Consider the following 24,122-nt stretch of genomic DNA (forward strand, 5'->3'; position numbering starts at 1 on the left):
GACGCGGGAAGTCCGTGGAGGCGCGTACGCCTTCTGCAGACACCCGCCGTACGCGGCCGCCTGTAGACCATCCGAACAGTGGGCAAGTTTCCCATACCTCCCCCAACTTCGCGGGAAGGTCGCGAAGGTCGCGAGGCTCGGAAGGGCGGCTTGCCACGGGCGACCGAAGGTTGTTCTACTGGAGCTGGGCTCACACCGAGGAGACGTACATGCCTGATGATCGCCGTGGCCCGCTGGCCGGAGTGCGCGTGCTGGAACTCGCCGGACTCGCTCCAGGGCCGTTCGCCGGGATGATGCTAGCCGATCACGGCGCGGAAGTCCTGCGTGTGGACCGTGTCAAGGCGGTTTCCGACCGGCCGCGCGCCGACGTCATGGACCGCGGCAAGCGCACGATCGGGCTGGATCTGAAGACCCCGGAGGGCGTGTCGGCGTTCAAGGAGCTGGCCCGGCACGCCGACGTGGTGATCGAGGTGTTCCGGCCCGGGGTCGCCGAGCGGCTCGGCATCGGGCCGGACGACCTGCACGCCGTGAACGAGCGGCTGGTCTACGGCCGGATGACCGGCTGGGGGCAGGACGGGCCACTCGCCTCCACGGCCGGGCACGACATCGACTACGTCGCCGTTTCCGGCGTCCTGTCGATGCTGGGCCGCGAGGGTGACAAGCCGACGCCGCCGATCAACATCCTCGGCGACTTCGCCGGCGGCGGGCTCATGCTCGCGTACGGCGTGCTGCTCGCCCTGTTCGAACGGGAGCGCACCGGCAGGGGCAGGGTCGTCGACGCGGCCATGGTCGACGGCGCGGCGATCCTGTTCTCCATGTTCTACCAGGCCGTGCAGAGCGGCCTTTGGGGGCCGCGCGGCACGAACCTGCTGGACACCGGCGCCCCGCAGTACGACACCTACGAGACGGCCGACGGCGGGTACGTCGCGGTGGGGGCGCTGGAGCCGCAGTTCTGGGAGGCGATGGTGACCCTGATGGGCCTGACCGACCTGCCCGACAGGAACGACAGGGCGCAGTGGCCGGCGCTGAGGGCCCGCCTCACGGCGGAGTTCAGGACGCGGACGCGGGCCGAGTGGGAGGCCCTCTTCGAGGGTTCGGACGCGTGCGTCTCCCCCGTGCTGTCCATGGCGGAGGCCGCCGCGCACCCGCACAACGTCGCCAGAGGCGCGTTCGTCGAGGTCGGCGGCGTGACCCATCCCGTGCCCGCGCCCCGCCTGCTGGGCATGCCCGCCCAGGACCTGTCACCGGCCACCCGCCAGGCCGACCTGTCGGGCTGGGGCCTGTCGCCGGAGGAGGCGGAGAAGCTGCGCGCCCAGGGAGTGCTCGCCTAGCGAGCCCTCGTCACGGCGTGGGCCGAATAGTCCTTCAGCGTGATCGAGTCGTGCAGGCGCACCCCCTTTGCGGCGCCGATCTTGCTCGCCGCCCTGGTCACGGCCGACGGCAGGTAGTGGATCAGCCGTGCGGCCTGGGCCAGCGTCCACAACTCGAACCGGCTGCCGGGCACCAGGCGCTTGGCCGCGGCCATGGCGAAGGCCCTGCTGCGGTGTACGTACGCGCCGATTTCCGCCTCGTAGGCGGGGAAGGCCCGCGTGTGGTCGCCGCCATGGGCGGCCAGCTCGCCCGCCAGGATGTACGCCCCCACGACCGCCAGGCTCGTGCTGCCCCCGACGGCCGGCCCGGGGCAGTAGCCGGCGTCGCCGACCAGCGTCACCCGGCCCCGCGACCAGGTGTCCAGGCGGAGCTGGGTGATCGAGTCGAAGTAGAAGGCCGGCGTACGGTCCAGCTCGTCCATGAGCCGCGGCACCTCCCAGCCCGCATCGGCGAAGTGCTCGCGCAGCCATTCCTTCTGGCGGGCGACGTCCCTGTGGTGGTAGTCGAGCGGCTCGGGGGTCCGGAACAGGAACACGGCCCGCGCGTCGGCCATGTGCGCAGCGCTGTAGAGCGCGGCCATCCTGCCGACCCCCGCCAGGCCCTCCATCCGGCCGTCGAGCCCCAGGTGGTCGGGCACCGAGGCGACGGCCAGGTAGGCGCCGATCCAGGAGGTGAAGCGCGACTCGGGACCGAAGATCAGGCGGCGCACGTTGGAGTGCAGGCCGTCGGCTCCGATCACCAGGTCGTACACGCCCGTCCTGCCGCTGTCGAAGACCACCTCCCCGCCGTCGGAGATCGAGGCGATGGAGTCGCCGAAGACGTAACCGGCGTCGTGCCGGGTGGCGTCGTAGAGGATCTCGCTCAAGTCGTCGCGCATGATTTCGACGTGCCGGTCGGAGACCGCCGACATGAGGCGGCGCACCTCCAGGTCCACGGGGCGCGCGTGCCCCTCCCTGTACATCGTGAGCAGATCCGTGCCGGTCCTCCTGGCCAGAACCTGCTCGAGCACGCCCATCTGCTCGACGATGTCCATCGCGGGCCGGAACAGGTCGATGGCGTGGCCACCGCTTTTCCGAAGTGCGGGAGCACGTTCCACGACGGTGACCTCGAAGCCGTACCTGCCGAGCCAGTACGCCAGCGCCGGGCCTGCCACGCTCGCACCCGAGATGAGGATTCGCACCGCACTCTCCTTACTTAACGGATGGTAAGTGCGACGCTAGCATGAGCCCTTACTTAACGGAAGGTAAGCGATAGCCTTGGCCCATGCCCAGTGACACCAGAGCCCGCATCCAGGCGGTCGCCCGCGAACTCTTCGTCGAGCAGGGCGTGCGCAACACCAGCCTGCGGCAGATCTCCGACCGGCTGGGCATCACCAAGCCCGCGCTCTACTACCACTTCGCCTCACGCGACGACCTCGTGCGCAGCATCGTCCAGCCGCTGATCGACGACCACGACAAGTTCGTCACGACGCGGGCGCCCGGCGACCCGCGCGAGCTGCTGGACGACTATTTCGAGATGATCTGGCGGCACCGGCAGGTGCTCGTCATGGTGATCAGGGAGCTGGCCACGCTGGGCCAGCTCGAGCTGGCCGACCGCATGTTCGACTGGCGGCGCCGGCTCGTCGCCCTGTTGTTCGGCGCGGACCTCACGCAGGAGCAGCGCATCCGGGCCACGGTGGCGCTCGGCGGGATGTCCGACTGCGCGGTCGAATACGCCGACCTGCCGATCGAGGAGGTCAAGCCGACGGCCGTCCAGGCGGCGGCCGCCGCGCTCGGCCTCTGATCCAACCGTGTCCGGCCCTCGCTAGAGCCCGATGAACAGGTCGGCGCCGTCGCGGTGGTGCACCTCCAGATCCGTGGTGAACGCGCGCGCCGGCGAACCGCCCGACTCTGTGTAGTGCCACACCTGCTGCCACGCCTCCACGAGGGCCTGCGGCATCGAGCCGCGGGCCTCCAGCTTCAGCGACTTGGCCGCCGGCACCCGGACGGCCACCATGCCCTCGGGCAACCGCGGCACGGTGCGCACGCCGATGCCGACGATCTGCGTGAAAGCCCCGTTGTGGTCGCTCTCGTAGTCCGTCAGCACGGCGTAGAGGTTCTCGTCCACGCGTCCCGGCACGTGCGCGAAAGCCCCCGGCGCACCTGCTCGCTTCCAGAGCGCGGGCAGTTTGGCGCGCTCCGGATCCTTCTCGTCGGCGTTCGTGGTACGTACGGCGAAGCCGACCACGGTCAGCTCGGCCCGTTCGGTGACGTCCACAGGCCCTCCCTCCCCCAAAAGTGTCCCGGCCGATCATAAGCCCCCGAGAAAGGGGGAAACCCTTGGCACACCCTGTCACCGCATAAGATGGATGAACGTGAAATTTCTCAATGACCTCGAGCCTCCGTACGATCTGACCTACAGCGACGTGTTCATGGTCCCGTCGCGGTCCTCGATCGGCTCGCGGCTCGCGGTCGACCTCTCGTCCAGCGACGGCACCGGCACCACCATCCCCCTCGTCGTGGCCAACATGACCGCGGTCGCCGGCCGGCGCATGGCCGAGACCGTGGCGCGGCGCGGCGGCATCACCGTGATCCCGCAGGACATCCCGCTGGACGTCGTGGCCGACGTGGTCGACTGGGTCAAGAAACGCGACCTCGTGCACGACACGCCGCTCACCCTCACCCCGCACGACACGGTCGGCCAGGCGCTGCAACTGCTGCCCAAGCGGGCGCACAACGCCGTCATCGTGGTCGACTGGGACAACCAGCCCGTCGGCGTCGTGACCGAGGCCGACTGCGAGGGCGTGGACATGTACACCCAGCTCTCCGAGGTCATGTCGAGCGAGCTGCTGACGCTGCCCGCCGGGCTCGACCCGCGCACGGCCTTCGACCGGCTGCACGAGGGCCGCCACCGGCTGGCGCCCATCGTCGACGACGCCGGGCGGCTGGTCGGCATCCTCACCCGCATGGGCGCGCTGCGCGCCACCCTCTACCAGCCCGCCGTCGACTCCCAGGGCCGGCTGCGCATCGCGGCCGCCGTCGGCGTGAACGGCGACGTGGCCTCCAGGGCCTCGGAACTGCTCGACGCCGGGATCGACTGCCTGGTCGTGGACACCGCCCACGGCCACCAGGACAAGATGATCTCCGCGCTCCGCGCCGTCAAGGCGCTCGACGCCCCCGTCCCCGTCGCGGCCGGCAACGTGGTGACCGCCGAAGGGGTACGCGATCTGGTCGCCGCCGGGGCCGACATCGTCAAGGTCGGGGTGGGCCCCGGCGCCATGTGCACCACGCGGATGATGACCGGGGTCGGCCGGCCGCAGTTCTCGGCCGTCGTCGAGTGCGCGGCCGAGGCCCGGCGGCTGGGGCGGCACGCCTGGGCCGACGGCGGCGTGCGGCACCCGCGCGACGTGGCCCTGGCGCTGGCCGCCGGCGCCTCCAACGTGATGATCGGGTCCTGGTTCGCGGGCACGTACGAGTCGCCAGGAGACACCCGTACGGACGCCAACGGGCGCAAGTACAAAGAGAACTTCGGCATGGCCTCCGCACGGGCCGTGCGGCTCAGGACGGCCGACGACTCGGCTTTCGAGCGGGCCAGGAAGGCCGTGTTCGAGGAGGGCATCTCGACGTCCAGAATGTACCTGGATCCGAAACGGCCCAGCGTGGAGGACCAGATCGACGCCATCGTGGCCGGGCTGCGCTCGTCGTGCACGTATGCGGGGGCCTCCGACCTGGAGGAGTTCCACCGGCAGGCGGTCGTCGGCGTCCAGAGCTCGTCCGGCTACGCCGAGGGCATGCCCCTGCACCAGAGCTGGTGACCGCGCGTCCCCCGGAACAGCGGCCCGCCCCCGTCGGGAAACGGCGGAGTCACGAACGACGACGATGTCCCGAGCGCATAGAGTCGTCGGGTCAGTTCTCATCGTCAACAGGAGCACTTCGTGGCACTCGAGAAGCCCGAGATCGACTTCCCCGGGGGCAACCCGCCCGCCGACCTGGAGATCGTCGACCTGACCATCGGCGACGGCCAGGAGGCCAAGCCCGGCCACAACGTACGCGTCCACTACGTGGGCGTCGCGTTCTCGACCGGGGAGGAGTTCGACGCGTCGTGGAACCGCGGCGAGGCGTTCGAGTTCCCCCTCGGCGGCGGGCGGGTCATCGCCGGCTGGGACCAGGGCGTCGCGGGCATGAAGGTCGGCGGCCGGCGCAAGCTGGTCATCCCGCCGCACCTCGGCTACGGCAGCCGCGGCGCGGGCGCCCGCATCAAGCCGAACGAGACGCTCATCTTCGTCGTCGACCTGCTCGGCGTCGGCTAGCGTCTCCCTCCTTCCGGGAGGGCCTGCCCTGGTCACCCGGTCGAAGCCGGTCCCGAAGGCCACCTTCCAGCACCACCAGCGGAGCCACCCTTCGGGCCCGGCGCGCAAGCCACCACCTCGCCCCGGGTTGCGGGAGCCGCCATGGGCCCGGCGCTCGGCGCAGCCGTTCCCAGTGCGCCCAGGCGCTCACGTCGGGCGTGCACCGGGCGAATCACTGAGAATCCTTGAGTCCAGTGGGCGGAAATGTCGGCCACGTGAGGCACCATGAACGTGTGCTTCTGATCGACGTGGTCCGGGTGTCCGAGGCGGTGACGCGCACGTCCGCCAGGCTGGGCAAGATCGGTCATCTGGCGGAGCTGCTGGGCCGGGTCGGCCCCGGCGAAGCCGAGATCGCGATCTCCTATCTCTCGGGTGAGCTGCCCCAGCGGCAGGTGGGCGTCGGCTGGCGCACGCTGGAGGATCTCCCTGCGCCCAAGCTGGCCGCCACCGCCACGCTGACCGCCGTCGACACGTTGCTGAGCACGATCAAGGCGGTGTCCGGGCAGGGCTCGCAAATGGCGCGCAAGACGCTGGTGGCGGAGCTGTTCGCGGGGCTGACCAGCCAGGAGCAGCAGTTCATGAGCCGGCTGCTCCACGGCGAGCTGCGGCAGGGCGCGCTCGACGGCGTGATGATCGAGGCGGTGGCCAAGGCGTCGGGCGCTCCCGCGAGCGACGTGCGCCGCGCGCTCACGCTGCGCGGTTCGCTGCCCGCCGTCGGGGCTGCCGCGCTGGCCGGCGGGGTGGCGGCGGTGCACGCGTTCCGGCTGGAGGTGGGGCGGGCGGTCTCGCCCATGCTGGCGGGCAGCGCGCCCAACGTGGCGGCCGCCCTCGAGAAGGCGGGCACGCCCGCGGCGCTGGAGTGGAAGCTCGACGGGGTCCGGGTGCAGACCCACCGCGCGGGCTCGGAGGTCAAGGTCTTCACCCGCACACTCGACGACATCACGCCGCAGGTTCCCGAGCTGGTCGAGGCCGTGCTGACGATGCCCGCGGACGACCTGGTGCTCGACGGCGAGGTGATCGCCCTGCGTCCCGACGGGCGGCCGCACCCGTTCCAGGTGACGGCGAGCCGGGTGTCCAGCAAGACGGATGTCGCACGGCTGCGCGAGCGGACGCCGCTCAGCGTGTTCTTCTTCGACGCGCTGCGGGTCGACGGCGCCGACCTGCTCGACCAGCCTTACGCCCGGCGCCAGGAGGCGCTGACCCGCGTGGTCCCCCGAGGGCTGCTGACCCCGCGGCTGATCGCGGACGAGGTGACGGAGGCCGAGCAGTTCTTCACCGACGTGGTGAAGGCCGGCCACGAGGGCCTGGTGGTCAAGTCCCTGGCCTCCCCCTACGCGGCGGGCCGCCGTGGCGCCGGCTGGATCAAGGTCAAGCCGCGTCACACGCTCGACCTGGTCGTGCTGGCGGCCGAGTGGGGCCACGGGCGGCGCCAGGGCAAGCTGTCCAATCTCCATCTGGGGGCCAGAGACCCCGAGGGCGGGTTCGTGATGCTCGGCAAGACCTTCAAAGGCATGACGGACGAGTTGCTCGCCTGGCAGACCGAGCGTTTCCTCGAGCTCGCCGAAGGCCCCACCGACGGCTGGACGGTCAGGGTGCGGCCGGAGGTGGTCGTGGAGATCGCCTTCGACGGGGTGCAGCGTTCACCCCGCTACCCGGGCGGCATGGCCCTCCGCTTCGCCCGCGTCCTGCGCTACCGCCCCGACAAACGGGTCGAGGACGCCGACACGGTCGAGACCGTACGCGCTCTGATGTTGTGACCTGACGGCCTCGCCACCCACCGGCGAGGGCCGTCGAGGGCGCCGGCGCGGTCGGTGCACAGCCGCGCCGGTCCCCCACCCCGCGCAGCCGCCCCGCTCCTTTCCGCCGGCCGTGGCCCGCGTCCTGCGATGCGGTCGGCCCCGGACACCGGATCGTCCGCCCCGATCACGTGCACACCGCCTCCGGCGCGAGCGGTGTCCTCGATGACGTACATGTGCCGGTCCTCGGCCGGCTGCCACACCGCTGGGGCGAGTCCGTGAGATGAGTCACTTAATGTCCCATTAAGTTGTCTTTACTTGCTGTTTGTCGCATATGTTCATCCTCGTCGCGCGGGATCCCCCAGCCCGCCCGCGGATCGGCCGCCGTACGCCCTCGCCCCCTCGCGCCCGGCCTTTCCCTGCCCTGTCCCCTAAGTAGGACCCGTGGTTTACGTTGGGCCAGCATTCCCGCAAGCCGTCTCCGCATGACCGCAAGCTCTCTCCCGCCAAGCGGTGGACCGCCGTCGCAGCCGGGGCCGCCGTCGTCTGCGCCGCCTCGACGACCGCCTGGGCCGCCTTCGGCAACGACGACTCCACTCGGCGCACGATGGGCAGCGCTCCCGGCCAGGCCACCACCTCGAACGAAGCCGCCCGCCGGCACAGCCCGCGCCCGTCCCCCCTCTCCAAAACCCCGGCGGCCCACCCGAAGACGACGACATCCCCTGAGTCCGGCGGTGACACCGGCTCCCAGGGGTCCGGATCGGTGACGGCGACCCGCGGCCCTGGCGCGAAGGCAGTCCAGCGTCCAGGCGCGAGGACGGAATCCCAGGGGTCCGGGGCGAAGGCTGAGGCCCGGGGATCGGGAGCGAAGATCGAATCCCAGAAGACGGCGAAGCCCGGATCATCCAAGCCGACCACGCGTTCCTCGAAGCCCAAGCTCCGTGTGCTGTCGTCCGGCAGGTGCGGCGCTTCCTACTACGGCGACCCTCAGATGACGGCCAGCGGCGAGCGCTTCAACCCCTCGGCGATGACCGCCGCGCACAAGACCCTCCCGTTGGGCAGCAGGGTCCGCGTGACCAACCCGGCCAGCGGGGAGACGGTCACGGTCCGCATCAACGACCGCGGCCCGTACATCGGCGGCCGCTGCCTCGACCTGTCCAGAGCCGCCTTCGCCGCCATCGGCAACATCAGTGCCGGTGTGATGAAGGTGAAGTATCAGGTGCTGGCCCGCTGACCCCGGCTACAGCCGGCAGCCGGTAGGCCGACGATCAGCCGACGGCCGGCGCCACCGGCCGAAGAGCTGCCGGTCGGTGAAAGAACGACGATCGGCCGGGAAGCTCGAAGTCGGGCGTACGCCTGGCAGGACGCGACGCGCCCCGCGGAGGCCAGGACCTCGGCGGGGCGGACGCGGAAGAACGGGACGGGACGTCGTGTCACTTCACCAGGCGGAGCGTCATCGGGTAGCGGAAGTTGCCCTCCGTCAGGGCCGAGACGCCGCCGACGATCGCGAGGACCACCGCCACGACCCAGATGATCGGCACCAGCACGACGCCGATGATGGTGAAGGGCAGCAGGATCGACGCTCCTACGAGCGTGATCTGGAAGTTGAGCGCCTCCAGCGCCTGCCGGCGGATGTAGGGGGAGGTCTTGCCCCCGGTGAGCAGCAGGATCAGCGGTGCCACGATCGGTACGCCGAGCAGCAGCACCATGTGGCCGAGTGCGGCGCCGAGGCGTTCGTTGCTCTCCGGCGCGCGCTCGTGGCGGACCTCGGCCGCGGGAGAAGAAGCGAGCTCGGGCACGACCTGGGTGCCGTAGATCTCGGTCATGATGGGCATCAGGTCACCGTGCGTGCGCGCCGTCATCGCGCGCTCCAGCCGGTCGTCGAACTCGAGCTTGTCGAAGCGGCCCTCAGCGTAGGCGGCCTTGACGTGCTCCACCACGTGCTCTCGGTCCTGGTTGGTGACGCGCAGTTGAGCTGGCGGCACCTGCCCCGGCCCAGGGGTTGTCGGTACCCCAGCCATCATCGCCATGCCTCTCCTCGGTGAGAATCGAACGGTCTCCCCCCATACTGCGTCTTCGAAGGCCAGGGTGCTATCCGGAGAATCCCCGATCCGTCCCTTAGATCATCCCCCGGCGCGGAGCCCCCAGATCGTATAAAAAGGATTCATGAGATGGCGCGACCGCTACGGCCTGCGTCGGCTGCGCGGCCCCAAAGTCGCAAAGTTCGACCGTGAGGCGACAGACGCCGACATCGAAGCGCTCATCGCCTTTGCCCGTTCGCGGCGTGGCGTCGAGTTCTACGTCGAGCCAGAGACTTTCGCCACCGACACGACCGCTGTGGCGGTGGCCGACGACGGCGAGTGGACCAGGCGGAGGGTCGGCTCACCGGCCGTCATCCACAAGGTCGCTCGCAATCTTGCCCTGCCGGTGTATGACGTTCAGCTCACCGGATATCCGCGGCGGATGCGTGATTACAACGAGCGCCGCCGCCGCGAGGAGGACACCCTCTGACCCGAATCGCCGGAATGCGGATAACGCTCCGTGCGATTCACCAGGCGGCCGAGGGTCATATCCATCTGCCGGGTCAGGGATAGTCGCAGGCCACGGCAGCATGGGTGGACGGCTATTCGAGGGGTGGGGGCTGCGCCTCGTCGTCGAGCAGGTTGACCAGGGGCAGCAACCACGCGGCATGCACGGGACCCATGGCGGCGTCGAGCTCGGCCGGAGTGGGGAGACGGTCTCGCAGCACGCTCGGGGAGAGCAGGTTCTGCAGGGCGTGCATGAGGAGGTTGGCCATCGAGTAGCCGGGGTCGACGGTCAGGGCGCGCTCGAGGGCGATGGTGGCCTGGACGTTGTTTCCTGCTCGCCAGGCCGCCATGGCCAGGAGGGAGGCGGCCGGCGGCGTGAAGCGGTGCTCCAGCCTGCGCGTCAGGTCTTTCCACAGGGATGCGTGGGAATCGTCCATGAGGGTCCAGGCCTCATCGCGGACGCGGATGATCGCCAGGTCCAAGCCGAGCCTGGCGGCCTCGGCGTCGTCCAGGCGGCCGCCCTCGGCGTGGATCCGCACCGCCGACCGGACCCGGGCCAGGCCCTCCGCGACGAACTGCCGGGCGTAGGCGTCGAGGTCGGGAGTGGCGGTGAGCCCGGCCCTGACCTCCGCGATCGCGTCGGACGTGGCCCGCTGCATCGCCATGCGCACCGGGCCCGCGACAGGGGCCAGCGTGTGCTCCAGCGTCTCGCGGTCGGGCAGGGCCACCAGGCCCCGGACCGTCGCCTCCGCGGCGATCCGGCTGGTGGACGGGTCGTAGGGCGTGCCTTCCGCGGGGCAACATCTGGGGACATCGCAGATGTAGGACCAGTAGCGGCCCTCATGGGCGCGTAGTGCCTCCCCCACGTGGACGCCGGCCCGCGGGGCCAGCCGCCTGACCTCGTCGACCGCCGGAGTGACCACCTCACCGGGACCGTAGCCGATGATCACGATCTCCGTGACACTCTCCCGCTGCAGGAGGGGGGCCAGCGGGTCGAGGGTGCCGGGCTCCAGCGGGAGACCCCACCGGGCCACGACCTTGGTCGCGCCGTGGTCGATGCCGATCACCACGAGGGAGGTCTTCGGGTGGAAACCCACCAGGTAGGGGACGGCTGCGAGGACGTCGGAAGGGCTGGCCAGGGTGAGGCGCGGCTCGTCGGTGAAGGCGGGAGCGGGGGTGGAACTGTCGGTCGTCATGGGCCCCAAGGGTGCCGGGGGCGGGCGGGGGCCGGACGAGCCGAAAGTCGTTCTGGGGATGGCGCGGGGTGTCGGGCTGAGGCTGTGGACAACCCGGTGCCGGCTCAACCGGTGAAGGGCTCGACGGCGAGGCGGCCCCAGGCGACGAAGGCCGCGAGCGCGAGGTAGACCACGTTCAGCGCCACGAGCGGGTATTCGCCGCGGCGGGCGTGGGTGATCCCCGCGCCGATCATCAGCAGGATCCAGCAGACGGCGGTCACCGGCACCATCACCGGGGCGATGCCGAGCGCGGCGGGCAGGATGAAGCCCACCGCGGCCAGGAACTCCAGGATGCCCAGGGTCTTGACGAAGCCGGCGCTCACCTCCCCGGTCCATCCCCCGCCACGGGCCGCGGCCAGCTTTTCCTGGGGGATGAAGGTCTTGGTGAAGCCGCCGAGCATGGCCACGGCTGCCAGCAGTCCGGCGGCGATCCACAATGTGAGGTTCATCAGCTGCTCCAGAAACGAAAGGGCGTTCACCTCCCATGACGAGCCAGCCACCTCCGCTGTGACATCGGCGGGGCCGTCGGTCAGCTGGGCCGAAGGGCTGAGGACGTGGCGCGTTCCTGTCGTGGAAGCGCGGGCCCGCAACGTCACGAACACGATCCCGCCGCGATGGCGGCGCGCTCGATCAGCCAACGCGCTGTGCGAGGTCCTGGTGCTCCTTCTGGGGCGAGCTGAGCCTCACCCCGCGAAGCACCTCAGGGTGCCGGGTCGGGGCTGGGGGTGGAGGTGGGGGCCAGACGGGTGCGTACGAGGAGGGCGGCGCCGGCCACGGCGGCAGGCATGGCGATGACCGCCACGAACGGGATGAGGAAAAGCAGGAACACGGCCACCCCGAACCCCAGCGTGGCGGCCTTATTGGCGCGGAGGAGGGCGAAGCGTTCCTTGCGGGCCATGCCGCGCCGTTCCAGGGCCAGCGTGGTGAGCTCCACTGTCATGAAAAATCCGGAAACGGCCGCTCCCAGCACCGGCACCACCGTCTGCCCCACCACGGGTACGAACCCGAGCGCGAACAGCGGAACCGTGAAGAGCAGCACGTAGAACAGCGTGACCAGGCTGTCGCGGATGGACCGCGGCAGCGTGCGCCACCAGGGCTGCTCGTCCTCCGTCTCCAGCACGTCGACCGCCGCCGACAACTTCTCGTAGAACGGATCACCGATCGCCAGCGTGAGCGCGACGAACGTCAGCACCGCCAGCGCCAGCCCGCCGAGGAACAGGGCGACGCCCACGAGCGCGCGGAACGCCTCCCGCCAGCTCCACGAGTCGGCGAACGGCGTCAGGAACGCGGCCAGCTCGGTCGCGTTGGTGCCGAGGAAGATCAGCGCGACCACGTAGACGGCGAACGCGATGAGCGCCGGAATGAGCCCGAACAGCCACCAGCGCCCGTTGCGAGAGACCCAGCCGAACCCCTGGAGGAAGAAGCCCACGCCGGAGAAGAAGTCACGCACTGATCGCATGCCCGGCAGGCTAGCGCCAGAAAGCCGTCACCGCGTAGCCGAGCTCCGCGAACAGGTCGCGAAGGAGCGGCAGCGAGATGCCGAGCACGTTGCCGTGGTCGCCCTCGATCCCTTCGACGAACCATCCGCCGCGCCCTTCGATGCTGAAGGCTCCGGCCAGGGAGAGCGGCTCGCCGGTGTCGACGTAGGCGGCGATCTCCTCGGGGGAGGGCCGGCCGAAGTGCACCACGGTGGTGGCGGTCTCCGCCGCCTGCCGGCCGGCGGCGACGTCGATGACGCAGTGGCCCGTGACGAGCCGCCCCGTGCGGCCCCGCAGCAGCCGCCACCGCTCCAGGGCCTCCTCGGGCGTGGCCGGCTTGCCGTAGGGGCGGCCGTCGAGCTCGAGGATCGAGTCGCAGCCGATGACCAGCCCTTCGTCCAGCCCGCCGGCGACCGCCTTGGCCTTGGCCTTGGCCAGCACCAGGCTGAGCGCCGCCGGGGAGTAGGCCGAATAGGCCTCCTCGTCGACGCCGCTGACGATGACCTTGGGGTCGAGGCCCGCGCTGCGCAGGAGAGCCAGGCGGGCGGAGGAGGCTGAGGCCAGAACGATCACTCGCACAGCCTACCGGTCACCAGTCGGGGGTCGCTGTGCCCGGTGTGATCTCACGCCTGCTCGCGCTCCTGCGGTTGGGGGTGAGGGCCGCCGTGTCGTAGGGGCTGGTCCGCTGCGCGGGCGGGCCGCCGAAGACGCCGTCGAGCAGGGTCGTGACCAGGTCGCCCAGCTTCGCGGGAAGGGTGGACCGTTCGTGGTCGAGCTCGTCGGCCAGGGAACGCGCGTCCAGGCGGCGCGCGGCGGCGCGGTCGGCGAGCAGCGACATGATCATGGGGGCGACCAGCGGCAGCAGCTTCATCATGACCCCGGGGTGCACCGCGGCGAGCTGAGACAGCCCGGCCGCCGCCCGCTCGGTGCCCTGACCGCCGAACACGTGGCCGAGGATGTTGTGGCCGTCGCGGGTCAGCGAGGCCACGTCGCCGTTGAACGGGTCGGTGTCCTTGTGGTCGTCCAGCGCGCTGAGCAGGGCGTCGGCGCCGTCAAGGTGCTCGGCCTCGCGGGCCATGCCACCGATGATCGTGCCCGCGACGGCCTGGGTCACGATGCGGGCCGTGGCCGGGTCGGTGCCGAGCATCCCGGCGACCTGTTCCAGCCCTGAATCTCCGAGCCCGGCGAGAAGCTCGTCAGTCAGTGTCACGACAAGTCCCCCCATCGTTGTCCGAACATCTGCCCCGGCCACAATCGGCGTCAACGTCCGAATTGCCTAATTCTCGGAAAATTCCCTCGGCCGGCTCCCGGCGGTGTCCGTGGACCGGCTCAACAGGCCCGCGGCGGCGTACGCACCGGCCTCGTCGAGGGTCTCGTGCTCCAGCAGCGCCTCCACGATCGCGTCGAGCTTGTCGCGGTTGTCGCTGAGCACCTGGACGGCGCGCTCGTAGCACTCGTCCACGATGCGCCGTGCCTCCTCGTCGACCATGGCGAGCGTGACAGGCGAGGCCTGGGGCTGCTGGCCGTCGTTGGGCAGGATGGTCAGCGGGCCGATCTTCTCCGACATGCCCCAGCGGCCGACCATGCCGCGGGCGATCATCGTGACCTGTTCGAGGTCGTTCTCGGCGCCGGTGGTGATGACGCCGAACACGACCTGCTCGGCCGCCATGCCGCCGAGCGCGCCGGTGATGCGCCCGCGGAGATATTGCTCGTCGTAGGCGTAGCGGTCGCTGTCAGGGGTGGAGAGCGTGACGCCGAGCGCCCGGCCGCGCGGGATGATGGAGATCTTCCTGACCGGGTCGGCGCCCGGCTGGAGCATCCCGAGCAGCGCGTGCCCGGCCTCGTGGAAGGCGGTCCTGGTGCGCTCGTCCTCCGGCATGACGATGCTGCGGGCCGCGCCGAGCTGCAGTTTCTCCAGCGCGTCGGTGAAGTCGGCCGTCGAGACCTTCTCCTTGCCGCGCTTGGCGGCAAGGAGGGCCGCCTCGTTGACGAGGTTGGCCAGGTCGGCGCCGGTCATGCCGGGGGTGGTCTTGGCGAGCTGGTCGAGGCCGACCTCGGGGTCGAGCGGCACGCCCCTCGTGTGCACCGCCAGGATCGCGGTGCGGCCGGCCGCGTCGGGCAGGCCCACCTGTACCGTACGGTCGAAGCGCCCGGGACGCAGCAGCGCCGGGTCGAGGATCTCGGGGCGGTTGGTGGCCCCGATGACGATCACGCCCTCGGCCCCGGAGAAGCCGTCCATCTCGGTGAGGATCTGGTTGAGCGTCTGCTCGCGCTCGTCGTGCCCGCCGACGCCGCCGGCGCCGCCCCTGGCCCGGCCGATGGCGTCGATCTCGTCGATGAACACGATCGACGGCGCCACCTTCCGCGCCTCCTCGAACAGGTCGCGCACGCGCGAGGCGCCCACGCCGACGATCATCTCGATGAACTCGGAGGCGCTGGCCGAGAAATAGGGCACCTTGGCCTCGCCCGCGACCGCCCTGGCCAGCAGCGTCTTGCCGGTGCCCGGAGGGCCCGCGAGCAGCACGCCCTTGGGCAGCTTCGCGCCCAGCCTGCGGTATTTGTCGGGGTCTTTGAGGTAGTCGACGATCTCGACGAGCTCGTTCTCGACCTCGTCGATGCCGGCGACGTCGTCGAAGGTGACGCGCACCTGCCCGGCCTCGACCGGCTTGGCCGCCTTCGACTTGCCGAGCCCGCCCAGGCCGCCGCCGCCCATCATGCTGGCGCCCCGCCGCATGATCCAGATCCACAGGCCCGCCAGCAGCAGCACGGGCAGCAGCGAGAACAGCAGGTTGGAGAAGAACCCGCGCGTGATCGGCTTGGAGGTGATCTCGACCTGCCCGTTGGCCAGCTGCTGGTCGAGCTGGTCGGTGTTGGCGAAGGCCGGGATCTCGGTGGCGAACTTGGTGTAGGACTCGTTGCTCTCGGGGTTCTTCGCCGCCGATCTGAGGTCGCCCTCGACGGAGAGGCCCTCGGCGTAGATGTCCTTGACGTTCTTCGCGTTCACCTGCTTGGTGAACTCGGTGTACGAGATCGTCTCGACCGAGCCGCTGTCGACGAACGACGAGACCACGAAGAAGGCCGCGTACACGACCAGAAGGGTGATGGCGAACCGCCACCAGTTGATCTTGGGTCGCCCTCCGGGTGTGCCGGGCAGGCCTTCCGAGCGCCAGGGCGGCTTGCCCTTGCCCTTGTCGGATGCCTGCGGCGCTCCAGAGCGTTCCACGGCGTCACTCCCCCAAATCGCCGCATTCAATGATCTTTCTAGCCTAGGACACGTACCCCTGCGGCCACGCGGCCGACATCTGGCCAGTGCTTGCGCTGCGTGTCAGGCACAGTGACGAACGCCAGGCCGGGCTTGCTCATTCCCCCGTCCATGACGACGACGGCCGCCTGGGACGAGTGTTTTCCGTACTTCACCCGGTAAATCAGCATCCATCCGTCCTTGACCGGTTGCGCGGCCAGCCAGGTGATCCGGGAGTCCTTGGGGTGGTGGTTGAGTGTCCAGCGGGCGGCCAGCAGCGCCGTGTCGCGCGGCGACCTCTGCCTCATGATCGGGAGCGGGCAGGTCACGAGGATCCCGCGCAGGCTCGTGCCGCGCTGCCTGGGCAGCACCTGCTTGGTGGTGAACGGCGCCGGGTTGTGCACCTTCCACGGCCGGCCCAGCCTCGGCACGGCCAGCCCGGTGCGCCGGTCCTTGAGGACCCGCCTGGCGGGCGCGCGCACCTTGATCTTCTTGACCCTGGAGGTCAGCTTGGGGATGCGCGGGTCGGCGTACAGCGCCTCCATGGCCGTGTAACCGGGCGCGAGCGAGGCGCCGGGAGTGGGTGACGCCTTCGCCGCCTCGACGGGCTCGCTGACCGCGGGGGAAGGTGCGGGGCCGGACGAGGACGGTGCGGCCGGCGGCGCGGTTACCGGCCCCGCCGCGACCTCGTCCGGCCCTGACGGGAGCACCACCACGACCAGCGTCACGGCGACGGCCACGACGGCGGCGGCCACGGCGAGCCCCCGGTACACCACCCGCATGCGGAGATCACCGATGCGGGAGCGTTTGGGCGGAGAAGCAGGGATCCAAGGTCTGGAAGCGGTTCTCACGCGGGAACCCTTGATCTCATCTTCCCCATCGAGCACGAGCGGAGCGTACGACATATCCCGCCATGGCGTCCTCGAAGCGACCGAAGTGCAATCATGGCTTCGTGGAACAGGTGGAGCTGCGCTTCGATCAAGCCTCCAGAGCAGCCCAAACCCATACAAACCTCTCAGCGATCAGGCCGAGCGCGACCGGCCTCTGGATCGCCGGCGACGAGACCGCGACGGTCGAGCACCTGGCGTGGACGGGCGACCACTTCGGCGCGCAGCGCACGTTCGAGCTGGCGGGCCACGTCGACCTCCCGGCCGGCCCCGTGGACGAAGCCGACATCGAGGGCCTCGCCCGCACCGACGGCCACCTCTGGCTGGCCGGCTCGCACAGCCTCAAGCGCAAGAAGGTCAAGTCGAAGGACCCCGCCAAGGCCGCCGACCGGCTGGCCACGGTGGTCAGGGAGGAGAACCGCTTCATCCTCGTACGCCTGCCGCTCCTCGACGAGCAGACCCCCGGCCAGGGGGCGATCCTGTCCGGCGGGCAGGGCCTCACCACGCACCTGCGTGACGACCGGCATCTCGGGGCGTTCCTCGACCTGCCCGGCAAGGACAACGGGTTCGACGTCGAAGGCATCGCCGTCGTGGCCGAGCAGGTCTACCTGGGGCTGCGCGGCCCCGTGCTGCGCGGCTGGGCCGTCGTGCTGGAGCTGCGGCTGGACGACGCGGGCGGCGGGCGGCTGCGGTTGCGCGAGCCGTACCGCAAACACTTCCTGGACCTGGACGGGCTGGGCGTGCGGGACCTGTGCCCCGACGGCGACTCGCTGCTGGTGCTCGCCGGGCCCACCATGAGCCTCGACGGGCCCGTACGCGTGGTCCGCTGGCGGCCGAACCGGTGCGGGGACGTCGTTCCGGCCGGCGAGCTCGAGACGGTGCTGGAGCTGCCTTACGGCGCCGGCTGCGACCACCCCGAAGGCCTGGCGCTGCTGGCCTGCGGCCGGCTCATGGTCGTCTACGACAGCCCGTCGCCCGCGCGCGTCACCCCGGCCGGCGGCGTGCTGGCCGACGTGTTCACGCTGTCAGCTTCTCGGCCGTGAACTAAACGCCCGGGGTTCCACGCCAGATCCTGCTGAAGACGCGCCCGGCGAGCCAGGGCGCATCCGCGACGAACGTGCACGAACCCGGCTCGATCTCGGTGAACCCGGCGTCGCGCACGACGGGCAGCCCGGCGGCCACCCTGGCGTCGAAGTCGCCCTGTGCGCAAGCCCGGCGCACCGACACCGCCATCCCGCGCTCCCGCCAGGCGGCACGCTCGCCGGCGTCGCTGGCCCACCATGCGAGCTGGGCGGCGTGCCCGGCCTGCGCCATGGCCTTGCCCGCGGACATCTCCAGCCTGGGGTTCTCCCACAGGATGGGGAGCTCGGCGGGAGGCGGCTCGGCGGTGTCGGCCAGGTCGGTGCCCGACACCTGCAGCCGCGCGAGGTCTCTCGGCCAGTCGTCGAGCGGCACCGGCGGATGCACGCGCACCTCTGCCGTGCGGTGCTCGATCGTGCGCCCCGGCAACGCGAGCGCCCGCCGCCACTCGGCGCCCCGCGCCCGGCGCACGACCTTGCGGATCTTGCCGGTGGACTGCCAGGCGTGCAACTCGGCGGCCCACTCGCCCGGGTCGGCCAGCAGGCTCAGCACGGCCATGGCGGCGGCTTCCAGGGCGTCGGTGCGCTCGGGGGGCGCGGCCCGCTCGATCCTGACGACCAGCGGCAGGACGTAAAGCTCGGTGTTCATCGCTCTCTGAGGTTCATCGCTTGCTCGGGTTTCGTCGCCTCCCTAGCATGCCCGATCGCCAGGGACATGCCGGTGGCCACCAGGCAGAGGGCGCCGGCGGCGTACCAGGCGAGGTCGTAGGCGCCCAGGTGGTCGCGGGTGAGGCCGGCCCCGAACGCGGCGATCGCGGCCCCGACCTGGTGCGCGCCGAACACCCAGCCGAACACGACGGCTCCGTCGGCTCCGTAGACGCGCCGGCACAGGGCGACCGTGGGCGGCACGGTCGCCACCCAGTCCAGGCCGTAGAAGACGATGAAGATCAGCATGCTCGGCTCTGTCGTGGCCGCGAACAGGCCGGGCAGCACCATCAGGGAGAGCCCGCGCAGCCCGTAGTAGACGCCGAGCAGCACCTTCGGGTCGATCTTGTCGCTCAGCCAGCCCGACGCGACCGTGCCCACGATGTCGAAGATCCCGATGACCGCCAGGAGACCCGCGGCGACGGGCTCGGCCATGCCGTGGTCGTGCGCGGCGGGGATGAAGTGGGTGCCGACCAGTCCGTTCGTGCTGGCTCCGCAGATCGCGAAACCGCCCGCCAGCATCCAGAACGGCCGTGTCCGCGCCGCCGCGGCGAGTACGGTGACGGCCCTGAGGGCGGCGTTGGCCGTGCTGGGCGCCGTACGGACCGCACCCGGCTGCGCGCCCAGCGCCGTGGTCCCCACGTCTTCGGGCCGGTCGCGCAGCAGCCACCACACGAACGGCACCACGGCCAGCGCCGCCGCGGCCACGGTCAGCGAGGCGAAGCGCCATCCCGGGCCCTGAGCGAGGTGCGCGAGCACGGGCAGGAAGACGAGTTGCCCGGTGGCGCCTGCCGCGGTCAGCACGCCGGTCACCAGCCCGCGGTGGCGGACGAACCAGCGGTCCACCACCGTCGCGGCGAACACCAGCGCCATCGACCCCGTGCCGAGCCCGACCAGCACGCCCCAGAGCAGCAGGAGGTGCCAGCTCGCCGTCATCAGCACGGTGAGCCCGCTGCCGCAGGCGATCAGCAGCAGCGCCACGGCGACCACGCGCCGCATGCCGAAACGGTCCATCAGGGCGGCGGCGAAGGGAGCGGTGAGGCCGTAGAGCACCAGGTTGATCGAGACGGCCAGCGAGATCGTGCCGGCCGACCAGCCGAACTCCTCCCGCAACGGGGTGATCAGCACACCGGGGGTGGCGCGGAACCCGGCCGCGCCCAGGATCGTCACGAAGGCCACGGCCGCGACGTACCAGGCCCGGTGCAGCCCGCGACGGGTGGGGGTGGTGCTCAAAGTCATGCGCCCATCCTGGTCGAACCCCTCAGGTGGTCACGAGTGGCCGAGAAGCCAATATCTGCAAGAATCCAGCCATGACCCATCGGATCGCGGTCGTGGTGCTGGACCACTTCGCCCCGCTCGACCTCGGCGTGCCCGGCCAGGTGTTCTGGAGCGCCCGCGACGCGGACGGCGAACGGCTCTACGAGGTGGTGACCTGCTCCGAGGGCCGCATGCCGGTGCGCTGCTCGGCCGGCTACACCGTGCAGCCCGACCATGACCTCGACGTGCTCGGCACGGCCGGCACGGTCCTGGTGCCGGGCATCCACGGAGGCCGGGCCCTGGTGGAGGGCACGATCTCGGAGCGGTTGTCGGCGGCCCTGCAGGATCGGCCGCGCACGATGTCGATCTGCACGGGCGCGTTCGTGCTGGCCGCCGCTGGCCTGCTCGACGGGCGGCGGGCCACCACGCACTGGAGCGATGCGGCGCGCTTCGGCGCGCTGTTCCCCCGGGTCAAGCTCGATCCCGACGTGCTCTACGTGGACGACGGCGACCTGCTGACCTCGGCCGGGGTGGCGGCGGGCATGGACCTGTGCCTGCACGTGATCAGGCGCGACCACGGCAGCGAGGTGGCCAACCGCGCCGCCCGCCGCTGCGTCATGCCGCCCTGGCGGGAGGGCGGCCAGGCTCAGTACATCGACCGGCCGCTCCCGGACGGCGACGGCGACGGCACGGCGGCCACCCGCGCCTGGATGCTGGCCAACCTCGACGCCCCGCTCGATCTCAACGCGCTGGCCGCGCACGCGAGGATGAGCGTGCGCACCTTCACCCGGCGCTTCCGCGAGGAGAGCGGCGTGAGCCCGGCCAAGTGGCTCAACCGGCAGCGCGTGCAGCACGCCAGGCACCTGCTGGAGACGACGGAGCTGGGGGTGGAGGAGGTGGCCAGGCGGGCCGGCTTCGGCACGGCGGTCTCGCTGCGCCAGCACCTGCGCGCGGCCGTGGGCGTGGCGCCGCTGGCCTACCGGCGTACCTTCCGGCGCATCTGATCGGCCGCTCGCCGCAGGGCCCGGGATCCCGGCACGTTCCCCGCCTAGAATCGGCGCAAAAGATCAATGTCCCGAAGGGTCGCGACATGGCCGAGGTTGACCGCTTATCGTCAGAGATCAACCCTCACGTCCCCAGCGTCGCCCGCATGTACGACTACTATCTCGGCGGCCGCGACAACTTCCCCGCCGATCGCGAGGCGGCCGAGAAGATGATCGAGATAGGCCGCCGGATGGGCAACGACACCCGGCAGATCGCGCTGGCCAACCGAGCCTTCCTGCGACAGGCCGTACGCGTGATCGCCGAGGCCGGCGTGCGCCAGTTCGTCGACATCGGCGCCGGGCTCCCCACCCAGGACAACGTGCACCAGGTGGCCCACCGGCACGCCCCCGGCTCCCGCGTCGTCTACGTCGACAACGACCCGATCGTGTTGTCCCACGCCCGCGCTCTGCTGGCCAGGGACCCCTACGTCGACGCGGTGGAGGGTGATCTCAGGGACCCCGACGCCATCCTGGACGACCCGCGCGTCACCGGGCGCATCGACATGTCCGAGCCGTACGCGGTCCTGCTCGTCGCGGTGCTGCACTTCGTGCCCGACGACGACGAGGCCGCCGGCATCGTGGCCCGCGTCAGGGAGCGGCTGCGGCCCGGCAACCATCTGGTGCTCTCGCACCTGTACGCGGGCAACGCCGCGGCCGACGTGACCGACGCGGGCCGGTCGGTCTACCGCGGCACCACCTCCGGCGGCCTGGCCGGCCGCGACCGCGACCAGATCGCCGCCTATTTCGACGGTCTCGACCTGATCGGCCCCGGCGTCGTCCCGGTCGCCGACTGGACGCCCGACGCCTCCCCCGACGGCCCGTACGACTACGTCAGGCCGGGCATCCTCGCCGGCGTCGGCCGCGCGTGAGCCGGGCCGCTCAGCGCTGTTCCCGCGCGTAGGGCACGCCCGCGCTCCTCGACCTGAGCAGGATCACCAGCGCCTCATCTGGCGGATCGTCGACGGCATCGCCCGGCACCGGCCGCCGGGCATGGACGCCGCGGTGGAGACCGAGCGGCTGGTCGCGCTGATCGACGGGCTCACCCTCGCGGGCGTGCTCCACCCCGAGCGGATGACGCCCGAGCTGATGCGCGACGCGCTACACCGCCACCTCGAGGCTTTCGCCGAACCACGTCCTTAGCGCCTCGTCCAGCGTCTCGCCGGGCGTGCCGGCCCAGGCCACGTACCCGTCGGGACGTACGAGCACGGCGTCGGGGCCCTCGGCGGCCACCACGTCGACCCGCCCGTGACGCACCCGCAGCCGCCCCTCCGGGTCGAGCAGGACCGGCCTGGCGCGGGCGGCGGGCTCTGCGGGCAGATCGGGCAGGAAGCGTCCGAGCAGCGGATGCGGCGGCGCGGGCATCGGATAGACCACGTCGGAGCCGGCCAGCAGGGAGGCGATGCGGCGCCGGGCCGCCGCGTCGTCCAGCAACTCGCCGAACACCGCGCGCAGCGCCGTGACCTCGACGCCGGGAGCGGCCAGCGCGAGCTGGGCCTGCGTGTGCAGGACGACCCGCTCGGCGGCTGGGCGGCGCTCGGCCTCGTAGCTGTCGAGCAGCCGCGGCGGCGCCCATCCGCGCACCTCTGCCGCGAGCTTCCAGGCGAGGTTCACGCAATCCTGCAGGCCCAGGTTCAGCCCGGGCGCGCCCATGGCGGAGTGGACGTGCGCGGCGTCGCCCGCCACGAACACCCTGCCCGCGCGGTAACGCTCGGCCACCCGCGTGTTGCGTCCGTTCAGCCGCCTGAGCAGGTGAGGGCCCGCGCCTGCGGGGCCGGCCAGCGGCACGTCGGCCCCCGTCACGCGGGCGAGGCTCGCGCGCAGCTCCTCGACGGTCATGGGCACGTCGTCGCCGGGCGCGCCGGACTCCCACTCCATCGCGCTGATCATCAGCGTCCCCGGGCCCGCCGGCATGATCGCGTACGCGCCGCGCTCGGTGCGGTGCCAGGCGTAGAGCCCGAACGTGCCCACGCCCGGCACCTCCACCTCGGCCCGTTCCATCCGCAACACCGCCCCGGGAACGCTGACGTGGGCGGCGCGGCTCACGACGTCGGCCGTGACCACCCCGGGGAACCCGATGCCGGCGAGCTTGCGCACCGTGCTGTGCGCGCCGTCGCAGCCGACCAGATGGCGGGTGCGCAGGACGTAGGGGCCCGCGGGCCCTTCGAGGCGCAGCCTGACGCCCTGCGCATCCTGGTCGAAGCCGGTCAGCTCGTGCCCGCGCCGGATCTCGGCGCCCAGCTCGAGCGCCCGCTTCTCGAACAGTTCCTCAAGTTCGGGCTGCTTGATCCCCATCCCGTGGAGCGGGTTGTCGTCGAGCCCCGACAGGTCCAGCGGCAGCGCGCCGAACACGAACGCGCGCATCGGGGCCTCCTCGGCGGCGAGGCCCCGCCGGCGCAGCAGCCGCACGACCTGGCCGACGATGCCGTTGGCCTTGGGCTGGTCGCCGCGGTGCGGCAGGCGTTCGACGACGAGCGGCCGGACCCCGGCCAGGCTCAGCTCGCAGGCCAGCATCAGCCCGTTGGGGCCACCGCCGACGATGACGATGTCGAAGGGGGACGCGATGTCACCGGCCATGTCACGGGCTCCTCAGATGGACGGGTCGGGCAGCCCTGCCGCCAGCGCGCGGAGGGCGTCGCGCAGCAGGGGCGCGAGCGGGATCGGCGGGTCGGCGCGCAGCCAGTGGCCGACGGCCGCCTGGACGGCCGCGGTCGCGGCGCCGGCGACGAGGTGGGGGTAGAGGTCACGGGAGCCGTCGGTTCCGGTGCGCTCGGCGATGGCCGCGGCCAGGGCGCCGTCGGCGGCGAAGGCCACCCGCAGCGACTCGGCCCGCAGCGCGGGCTCCCTGGACAACATCCGGATGCTCGCCAGCAACTCTGGAGGCGGCGGCGAGTGCGCGTCGCCCGCGTGCTGCTCCCACGGCTCGACCATGGCCTCCGTCAGCGCCTCCCACAGGGGCTCCTCGGGCGGCCGCGCGCGCAGCAGCGCCACCGACCGCTCGATCCGGTCGGTGTGGCGGGCGGCGATCGCTTCGTGCTTGCCGGCGAAGTAGTTGTTGAACGTCCGGGGCGAGACGCCGGCCTCGGCGGCGATGTCGTCGACGCGAACGCCCTCCAGCCCGCGCTCCAGCGCGAGCCGGAGTGCGGCCGCCATCAGCGCCTCACGTGTGGCACGCTTTTTCCGCTCCCTCAACCCGCTCATGAGAGCAGCTTAGACAAATGTGCGGAATGCGCAAATT

The 24,122-nt window shown here is 71.3% G+C and carries 25 protein-coding genes; 10 read left to right on the forward strand and 15 right to left on the reverse strand.

Annotation, left to right across the window (positions count from 1 at the left end):
* Positions 1-209: 209 nt before the first annotated feature.
* A complete protein-coding gene (locus ABGB01_RS33275; protein WP_347777544.1) occupies positions 210-1,331 on the forward strand; it encodes a CaiB/BaiF CoA-transferase family protein in 1,122 nt (373 codons plus the stop codon).
* On the opposite strand, the gene ABGB01_RS33280 is transcribed toward ABGB01_RS33275, so the two are convergent.
* Positions 1,328-2,551 carry an FAD-dependent monooxygenase gene (locus ABGB01_RS33280; protein ID WP_347777545.1) on the reverse strand — a complete coding sequence of 408 codons (1,224 nt, stop codon included), beginning with the start codon at positions 2,549-2,551 and terminating at the stop codon, positions 1,328-1,330. The two genes, ABGB01_RS33275 and ABGB01_RS33280, sit on opposite strands and share 4 nt — an antisense overlap.
* An 83-nt stretch (positions 2,552-2,634) precedes the next feature.
* Between ABGB01_RS33280 and ABGB01_RS33285 the strand changes: the two genes are divergently transcribed.
* Positions 2,635-3,153 carry a helix-turn-helix domain-containing protein gene (locus ABGB01_RS33285; protein WP_347777546.1) on the forward strand — a complete coding sequence of 173 codons (519 nt, stop codon included), beginning with the start codon at positions 2,635-2,637 and terminating at the stop codon, positions 3,151-3,153.
* A gap of 21 nt (positions 3,154-3,174) precedes the next feature.
* On the opposite strand, the gene ABGB01_RS33290 is transcribed toward ABGB01_RS33285, so the two are convergent.
* Complete coding sequence (locus ABGB01_RS33290; RefSeq protein ID WP_347777547.1) at positions 3,175-3,627, reverse strand: GyrI-like domain-containing protein; 453 nt, start codon at positions 3,625-3,627, stop codon at positions 3,175-3,177.
* A 97-nt stretch (positions 3,628-3,724) separates the two neighbouring features.
* Between ABGB01_RS33290 and ABGB01_RS33295 the strand changes: the two genes are divergently transcribed.
* From ABGB01_RS33295 to ABGB01_RS33310, 4 genes are all read left to right on the forward strand, one after another.
* Positions 3,725-5,164 (forward strand): GuaB1 family IMP dehydrogenase-related protein, encoded by a 1,440-nt coding sequence (locus ABGB01_RS33295; protein ID WP_347777548.1) that lies wholly within the window; start codon positions 3,725-3,727, stop codon positions 5,162-5,164.
* A gap of 120 nt (positions 5,165-5,284) precedes the next feature.
* Positions 5,285-5,659 carry an FKBP-type peptidyl-prolyl cis-trans isomerase gene (locus ABGB01_RS33300; RefSeq protein ID WP_347777549.1) on the forward strand — a complete coding sequence of 125 codons (375 nt, stop codon included), beginning with the start codon at positions 5,285-5,287 and terminating at the stop codon, positions 5,657-5,659.
* A 272-nt stretch (positions 5,660-5,931) separates the two neighbouring features.
* Complete coding sequence (locus ABGB01_RS33305) at positions 5,932-7,455, forward strand: ATP-dependent DNA ligase (RefSeq protein WP_347777550.1); 1,524 nt, start codon at positions 5,932-5,934, stop codon at positions 7,453-7,455.
* 433 nt (positions 7,456-7,888) lie between these two features.
* Complete coding sequence (locus tag ABGB01_RS33310; protein ID WP_347777551.1) at positions 7,889-8,668, forward strand: septal ring lytic transglycosylase RlpA family protein; 780 nt, start codon at positions 7,889-7,891, stop codon at positions 8,666-8,668.
* 199 nt (positions 8,669-8,867) lie between these two features.
* On the opposite strand, the gene ABGB01_RS33315 is transcribed toward ABGB01_RS33310, so the two are convergent.
* Positions 8,868-9,464 carry a DUF1707 and DUF4870 domain-containing protein gene (locus tag ABGB01_RS33315; RefSeq protein ID WP_347777552.1) on the reverse strand — a complete coding sequence of 199 codons (597 nt, stop codon included), beginning with the start codon at positions 9,462-9,464 and terminating at the stop codon, positions 8,868-8,870.
* Between the two features lie 136 nt (positions 9,465-9,600).
* On the opposite strand from ABGB01_RS33315, the gene ABGB01_RS33320 reads away from it, so the two are divergent.
* The gene (locus tag ABGB01_RS33320) at positions 9,601-9,945 is read left to right on the forward strand and encodes a hypothetical protein (RefSeq protein ID WP_347777553.1); all 345 of its coding nucleotides are present in this window, start codon (positions 9,601-9,603) and stop codon (positions 9,943-9,945) included.
* Positions 9,946-10,057: 112 nt separating this feature from the next.
* Here the strand turns inward: ABGB01_RS33320 and ABGB01_RS33325 are convergent, their stop codons facing one another.
* The 7 genes from ABGB01_RS33325 to ABGB01_RS33355 form a co-directional block, all read right to left on the reverse strand.
* The gene (locus ABGB01_RS33325; protein ID WP_347777554.1) at positions 10,058-11,158 is read right to left on the reverse strand and encodes a DUF4192 domain-containing protein; all 1,101 of its coding nucleotides are present in this window, start codon (positions 11,156-11,158) and stop codon (positions 10,058-10,060) included.
* 104 nt (positions 11,159-11,262) lie between these two features.
* Entirely contained in the window at positions 11,263-11,646 is a 384-nt protein-coding gene (locus ABGB01_RS33330) for a DoxX family protein (protein WP_347777555.1), read from the reverse strand.
* 251 nt (positions 11,647-11,897) lie between these two features.
* Entirely contained in the window at positions 11,898-12,656 is a 759-nt protein-coding gene (locus ABGB01_RS33335) for an EI24 domain-containing protein (protein ID WP_347777556.1), read from the reverse strand.
* 10 nt (positions 12,657-12,666) lie between these two features.
* Positions 12,667-13,248 (reverse strand): nucleoside triphosphate pyrophosphatase, encoded by a 582-nt coding sequence (locus ABGB01_RS33340; RefSeq protein WP_347777557.1) that lies wholly within the window; start codon positions 13,246-13,248, stop codon positions 12,667-12,669.
* 16 nt (positions 13,249-13,264) lie between these two features.
* Positions 13,265-13,885, reverse strand: coding sequence for a DUF937 domain-containing protein (locus ABGB01_RS33345; protein ID WP_347777558.1), 621 nt, complete (start codon positions 13,883-13,885; stop codon positions 13,265-13,267).
* 66 nt (positions 13,886-13,951) lie between these two features.
* A complete protein-coding gene (ftsH, locus tag ABGB01_RS33350) occupies positions 13,952-15,898 on the reverse strand; it encodes an ATP-dependent zinc metalloprotease FtsH (protein WP_347777559.1) in 1,947 nt (648 codons plus the stop codon).
* Between the two features lie 38 nt (positions 15,899-15,936).
* On the reverse strand, positions 15,937-16,698 hold the full coding sequence (locus ABGB01_RS33355) for a hypothetical protein (RefSeq protein WP_347777560.1): 762 nt from the start codon (positions 16,696-16,698) through the stop codon (positions 15,937-15,939).
* Positions 16,699-16,868: 170 nt separating this feature from the next.
* On the opposite strand from ABGB01_RS33355, the gene ABGB01_RS33360 reads away from it, so the two are divergent.
* Positions 16,869-17,846 (forward strand): DUF3616 domain-containing protein, encoded by a 978-nt coding sequence (locus ABGB01_RS33360; RefSeq protein WP_347777561.1) that lies wholly within the window; start codon positions 16,869-16,871, stop codon positions 17,844-17,846.
* Position 17,847: 1 nt separating this feature from the next.
* Here the strand turns inward: ABGB01_RS33360 and ABGB01_RS33365 are convergent, their stop codons facing one another.
* Together ABGB01_RS33365 and ABGB01_RS33370 are read right to left on the reverse strand one after the other, a co-directional pair.
* Entirely contained in the window at positions 17,848-18,531 is a 684-nt protein-coding gene (locus tag ABGB01_RS33365) for a peptidyl-tRNA hydrolase (RefSeq protein ID WP_347777562.1), read from the reverse strand.
* Positions 18,528-19,826: an MFS transporter gene (locus ABGB01_RS33370; protein ID WP_347777563.1), complete on the reverse strand. Its 1,299-nt coding sequence runs from the start codon at positions 19,824-19,826 to the stop codon at positions 18,528-18,530. The genes ABGB01_RS33365 and ABGB01_RS33370 overlap by 4 nt, the downstream gene beginning before the upstream one ends.
* A 71-nt stretch (positions 19,827-19,897) precedes the next feature.
* On the opposite strand from ABGB01_RS33370, the gene ABGB01_RS33375 reads away from it, so the two are divergent.
* Positions 19,898-20,848 carry a helix-turn-helix domain-containing protein gene (locus ABGB01_RS33375; RefSeq protein ID WP_347777564.1) on the forward strand — a complete coding sequence of 317 codons (951 nt, stop codon included), beginning with the start codon at positions 19,898-19,900 and terminating at the stop codon, positions 20,846-20,848.
* A gap of 86 nt (positions 20,849-20,934) precedes the next feature.
* A complete protein-coding gene (locus ABGB01_RS33380) occupies positions 20,935-21,756 on the forward strand; it encodes an SAM-dependent methyltransferase (protein ID WP_347777565.1) in 822 nt (273 codons plus the stop codon).
* Between the two features lie 10 nt (positions 21,757-21,766).
* Here ABGB01_RS33380 and ABGB01_RS33385 read toward each other — a convergent pair whose 3' ends face one another.
* Genes ABGB01_RS33385 through ABGB01_RS33395 form a run of 3 tightly spaced genes read right to left on the reverse strand, consistent with a single transcriptional unit; the run spans position 21,767 to position 24,085 of the window.
* A complete protein-coding gene (locus ABGB01_RS33385) occupies positions 21,767-21,949 on the reverse strand; it encodes a hypothetical protein (RefSeq protein WP_347777566.1) in 183 nt (60 codons plus the stop codon).
* Positions 21,950-21,985: 36 nt separating this feature from the next.
* Complete coding sequence (locus tag ABGB01_RS33390) at positions 21,986-23,461, reverse strand: FAD-dependent monooxygenase (protein WP_347777567.1); 1,476 nt, start codon at positions 23,459-23,461, stop codon at positions 21,986-21,988.
* A gap of 12 nt (positions 23,462-23,473) precedes the next feature.
* Entirely contained in the window at positions 23,474-24,085 is a 612-nt protein-coding gene (locus ABGB01_RS33395; protein WP_347777568.1) for a TetR family transcriptional regulator, read from the reverse strand.
* Positions 24,086-24,122: the final 37 nt, after the last annotated feature.

The organism is Nonomuraea sp. B5E05 (genome assembly GCF_039880665.1).
Lineage (GTDB): Bacteria > Actinomycetota > Actinomycetes > Streptosporangiales > Streptosporangiaceae > Nonomuraea.

Bases quoted from the DNA above. Each gene is read 5' to 3' on its own strand.
- ABGB01_RS33395 (WP_347777568.1), bottom strand. From the start codon at position 24,085: ATGAGCGGGTTGAGGGAGCGGAAAAAGCGTGCCACACGTGAGGCGCTG.
- ABGB01_RS33315 (WP_347777552.1), bottom strand. From the start codon at position 9,464: ATGGCGATGATGGCTGGGGTACCGACAACCCCTGGGCCGGGGCAGGTG.
- ABGB01_RS33325 (WP_347777554.1), bottom strand. From the start codon at position 11,158: ATGACGACCGACAGTTCCACCCCCGCTCCCGCCTTCACCGACGAGCCG.
- ABGB01_RS33285 (WP_347777546.1), top strand. From the start codon at position 2,635: ATGCCCAGTGACACCAGAGCCCGCATCCAGGCGGTCGCCCGCGAACTC.
- ABGB01_RS33275 (WP_347777544.1), top strand. From the start codon at position 210: ATGCCTGATGATCGCCGTGGCCCGCTGGCCGGAGTGCGCGTGCTGGAA.
- ABGB01_RS33375 (WP_347777564.1), top strand. From the start codon at position 19,898: ATGACCCATCGGATCGCGGTCGTGGTGCTGGACCACTTCGCCCCGCTC.
- ABGB01_RS33320 (WP_347777553.1), top strand. From the start codon at position 9,601: ATGAGATGGCGCGACCGCTACGGCCTGCGTCGGCTGCGCGGCCCCAAA.
- ABGB01_RS33365 (WP_347777562.1), bottom strand. From the start codon at position 18,531: ATGAACACCGAGCTTTACGTCCTGCCGCTGGTCGTCAGGATCGAGCGG.
- ABGB01_RS33380 (WP_347777565.1), top strand. From the start codon at position 20,935: ATGGCCGAGGTTGACCGCTTATCGTCAGAGATCAACCCTCACGTCCCC.
- ABGB01_RS33335 (WP_347777556.1), bottom strand. From the start codon at position 12,656: ATGCGATCAGTGCGTGACTTCTTCTCCGGCGTGGGCTTCTTCCTCCAG.
- ABGB01_RS33370 (WP_347777563.1), bottom strand. From the start codon at position 19,826: ATGACTTTGAGCACCACCCCCACCCGTCGCGGGCTGCACCGGGCCTGG.
- ABGB01_RS33390 (WP_347777567.1), bottom strand. From the start codon at position 23,461: ATGGCCGGTGACATCGCGTCCCCCTTCGACATCGTCATCGTCGGCGGT.
- ABGB01_RS33355 (WP_347777560.1), bottom strand. From the start codon at position 16,698: ATGCGGGTGGTGTACCGGGGGCTCGCCGTGGCCGCCGCCGTCGTGGCC.
- ABGB01_RS33330 (WP_347777555.1), bottom strand. From the start codon at position 11,646: ATGAACCTCACATTGTGGATCGCCGCCGGACTGCTGGCAGCCGTGGCC.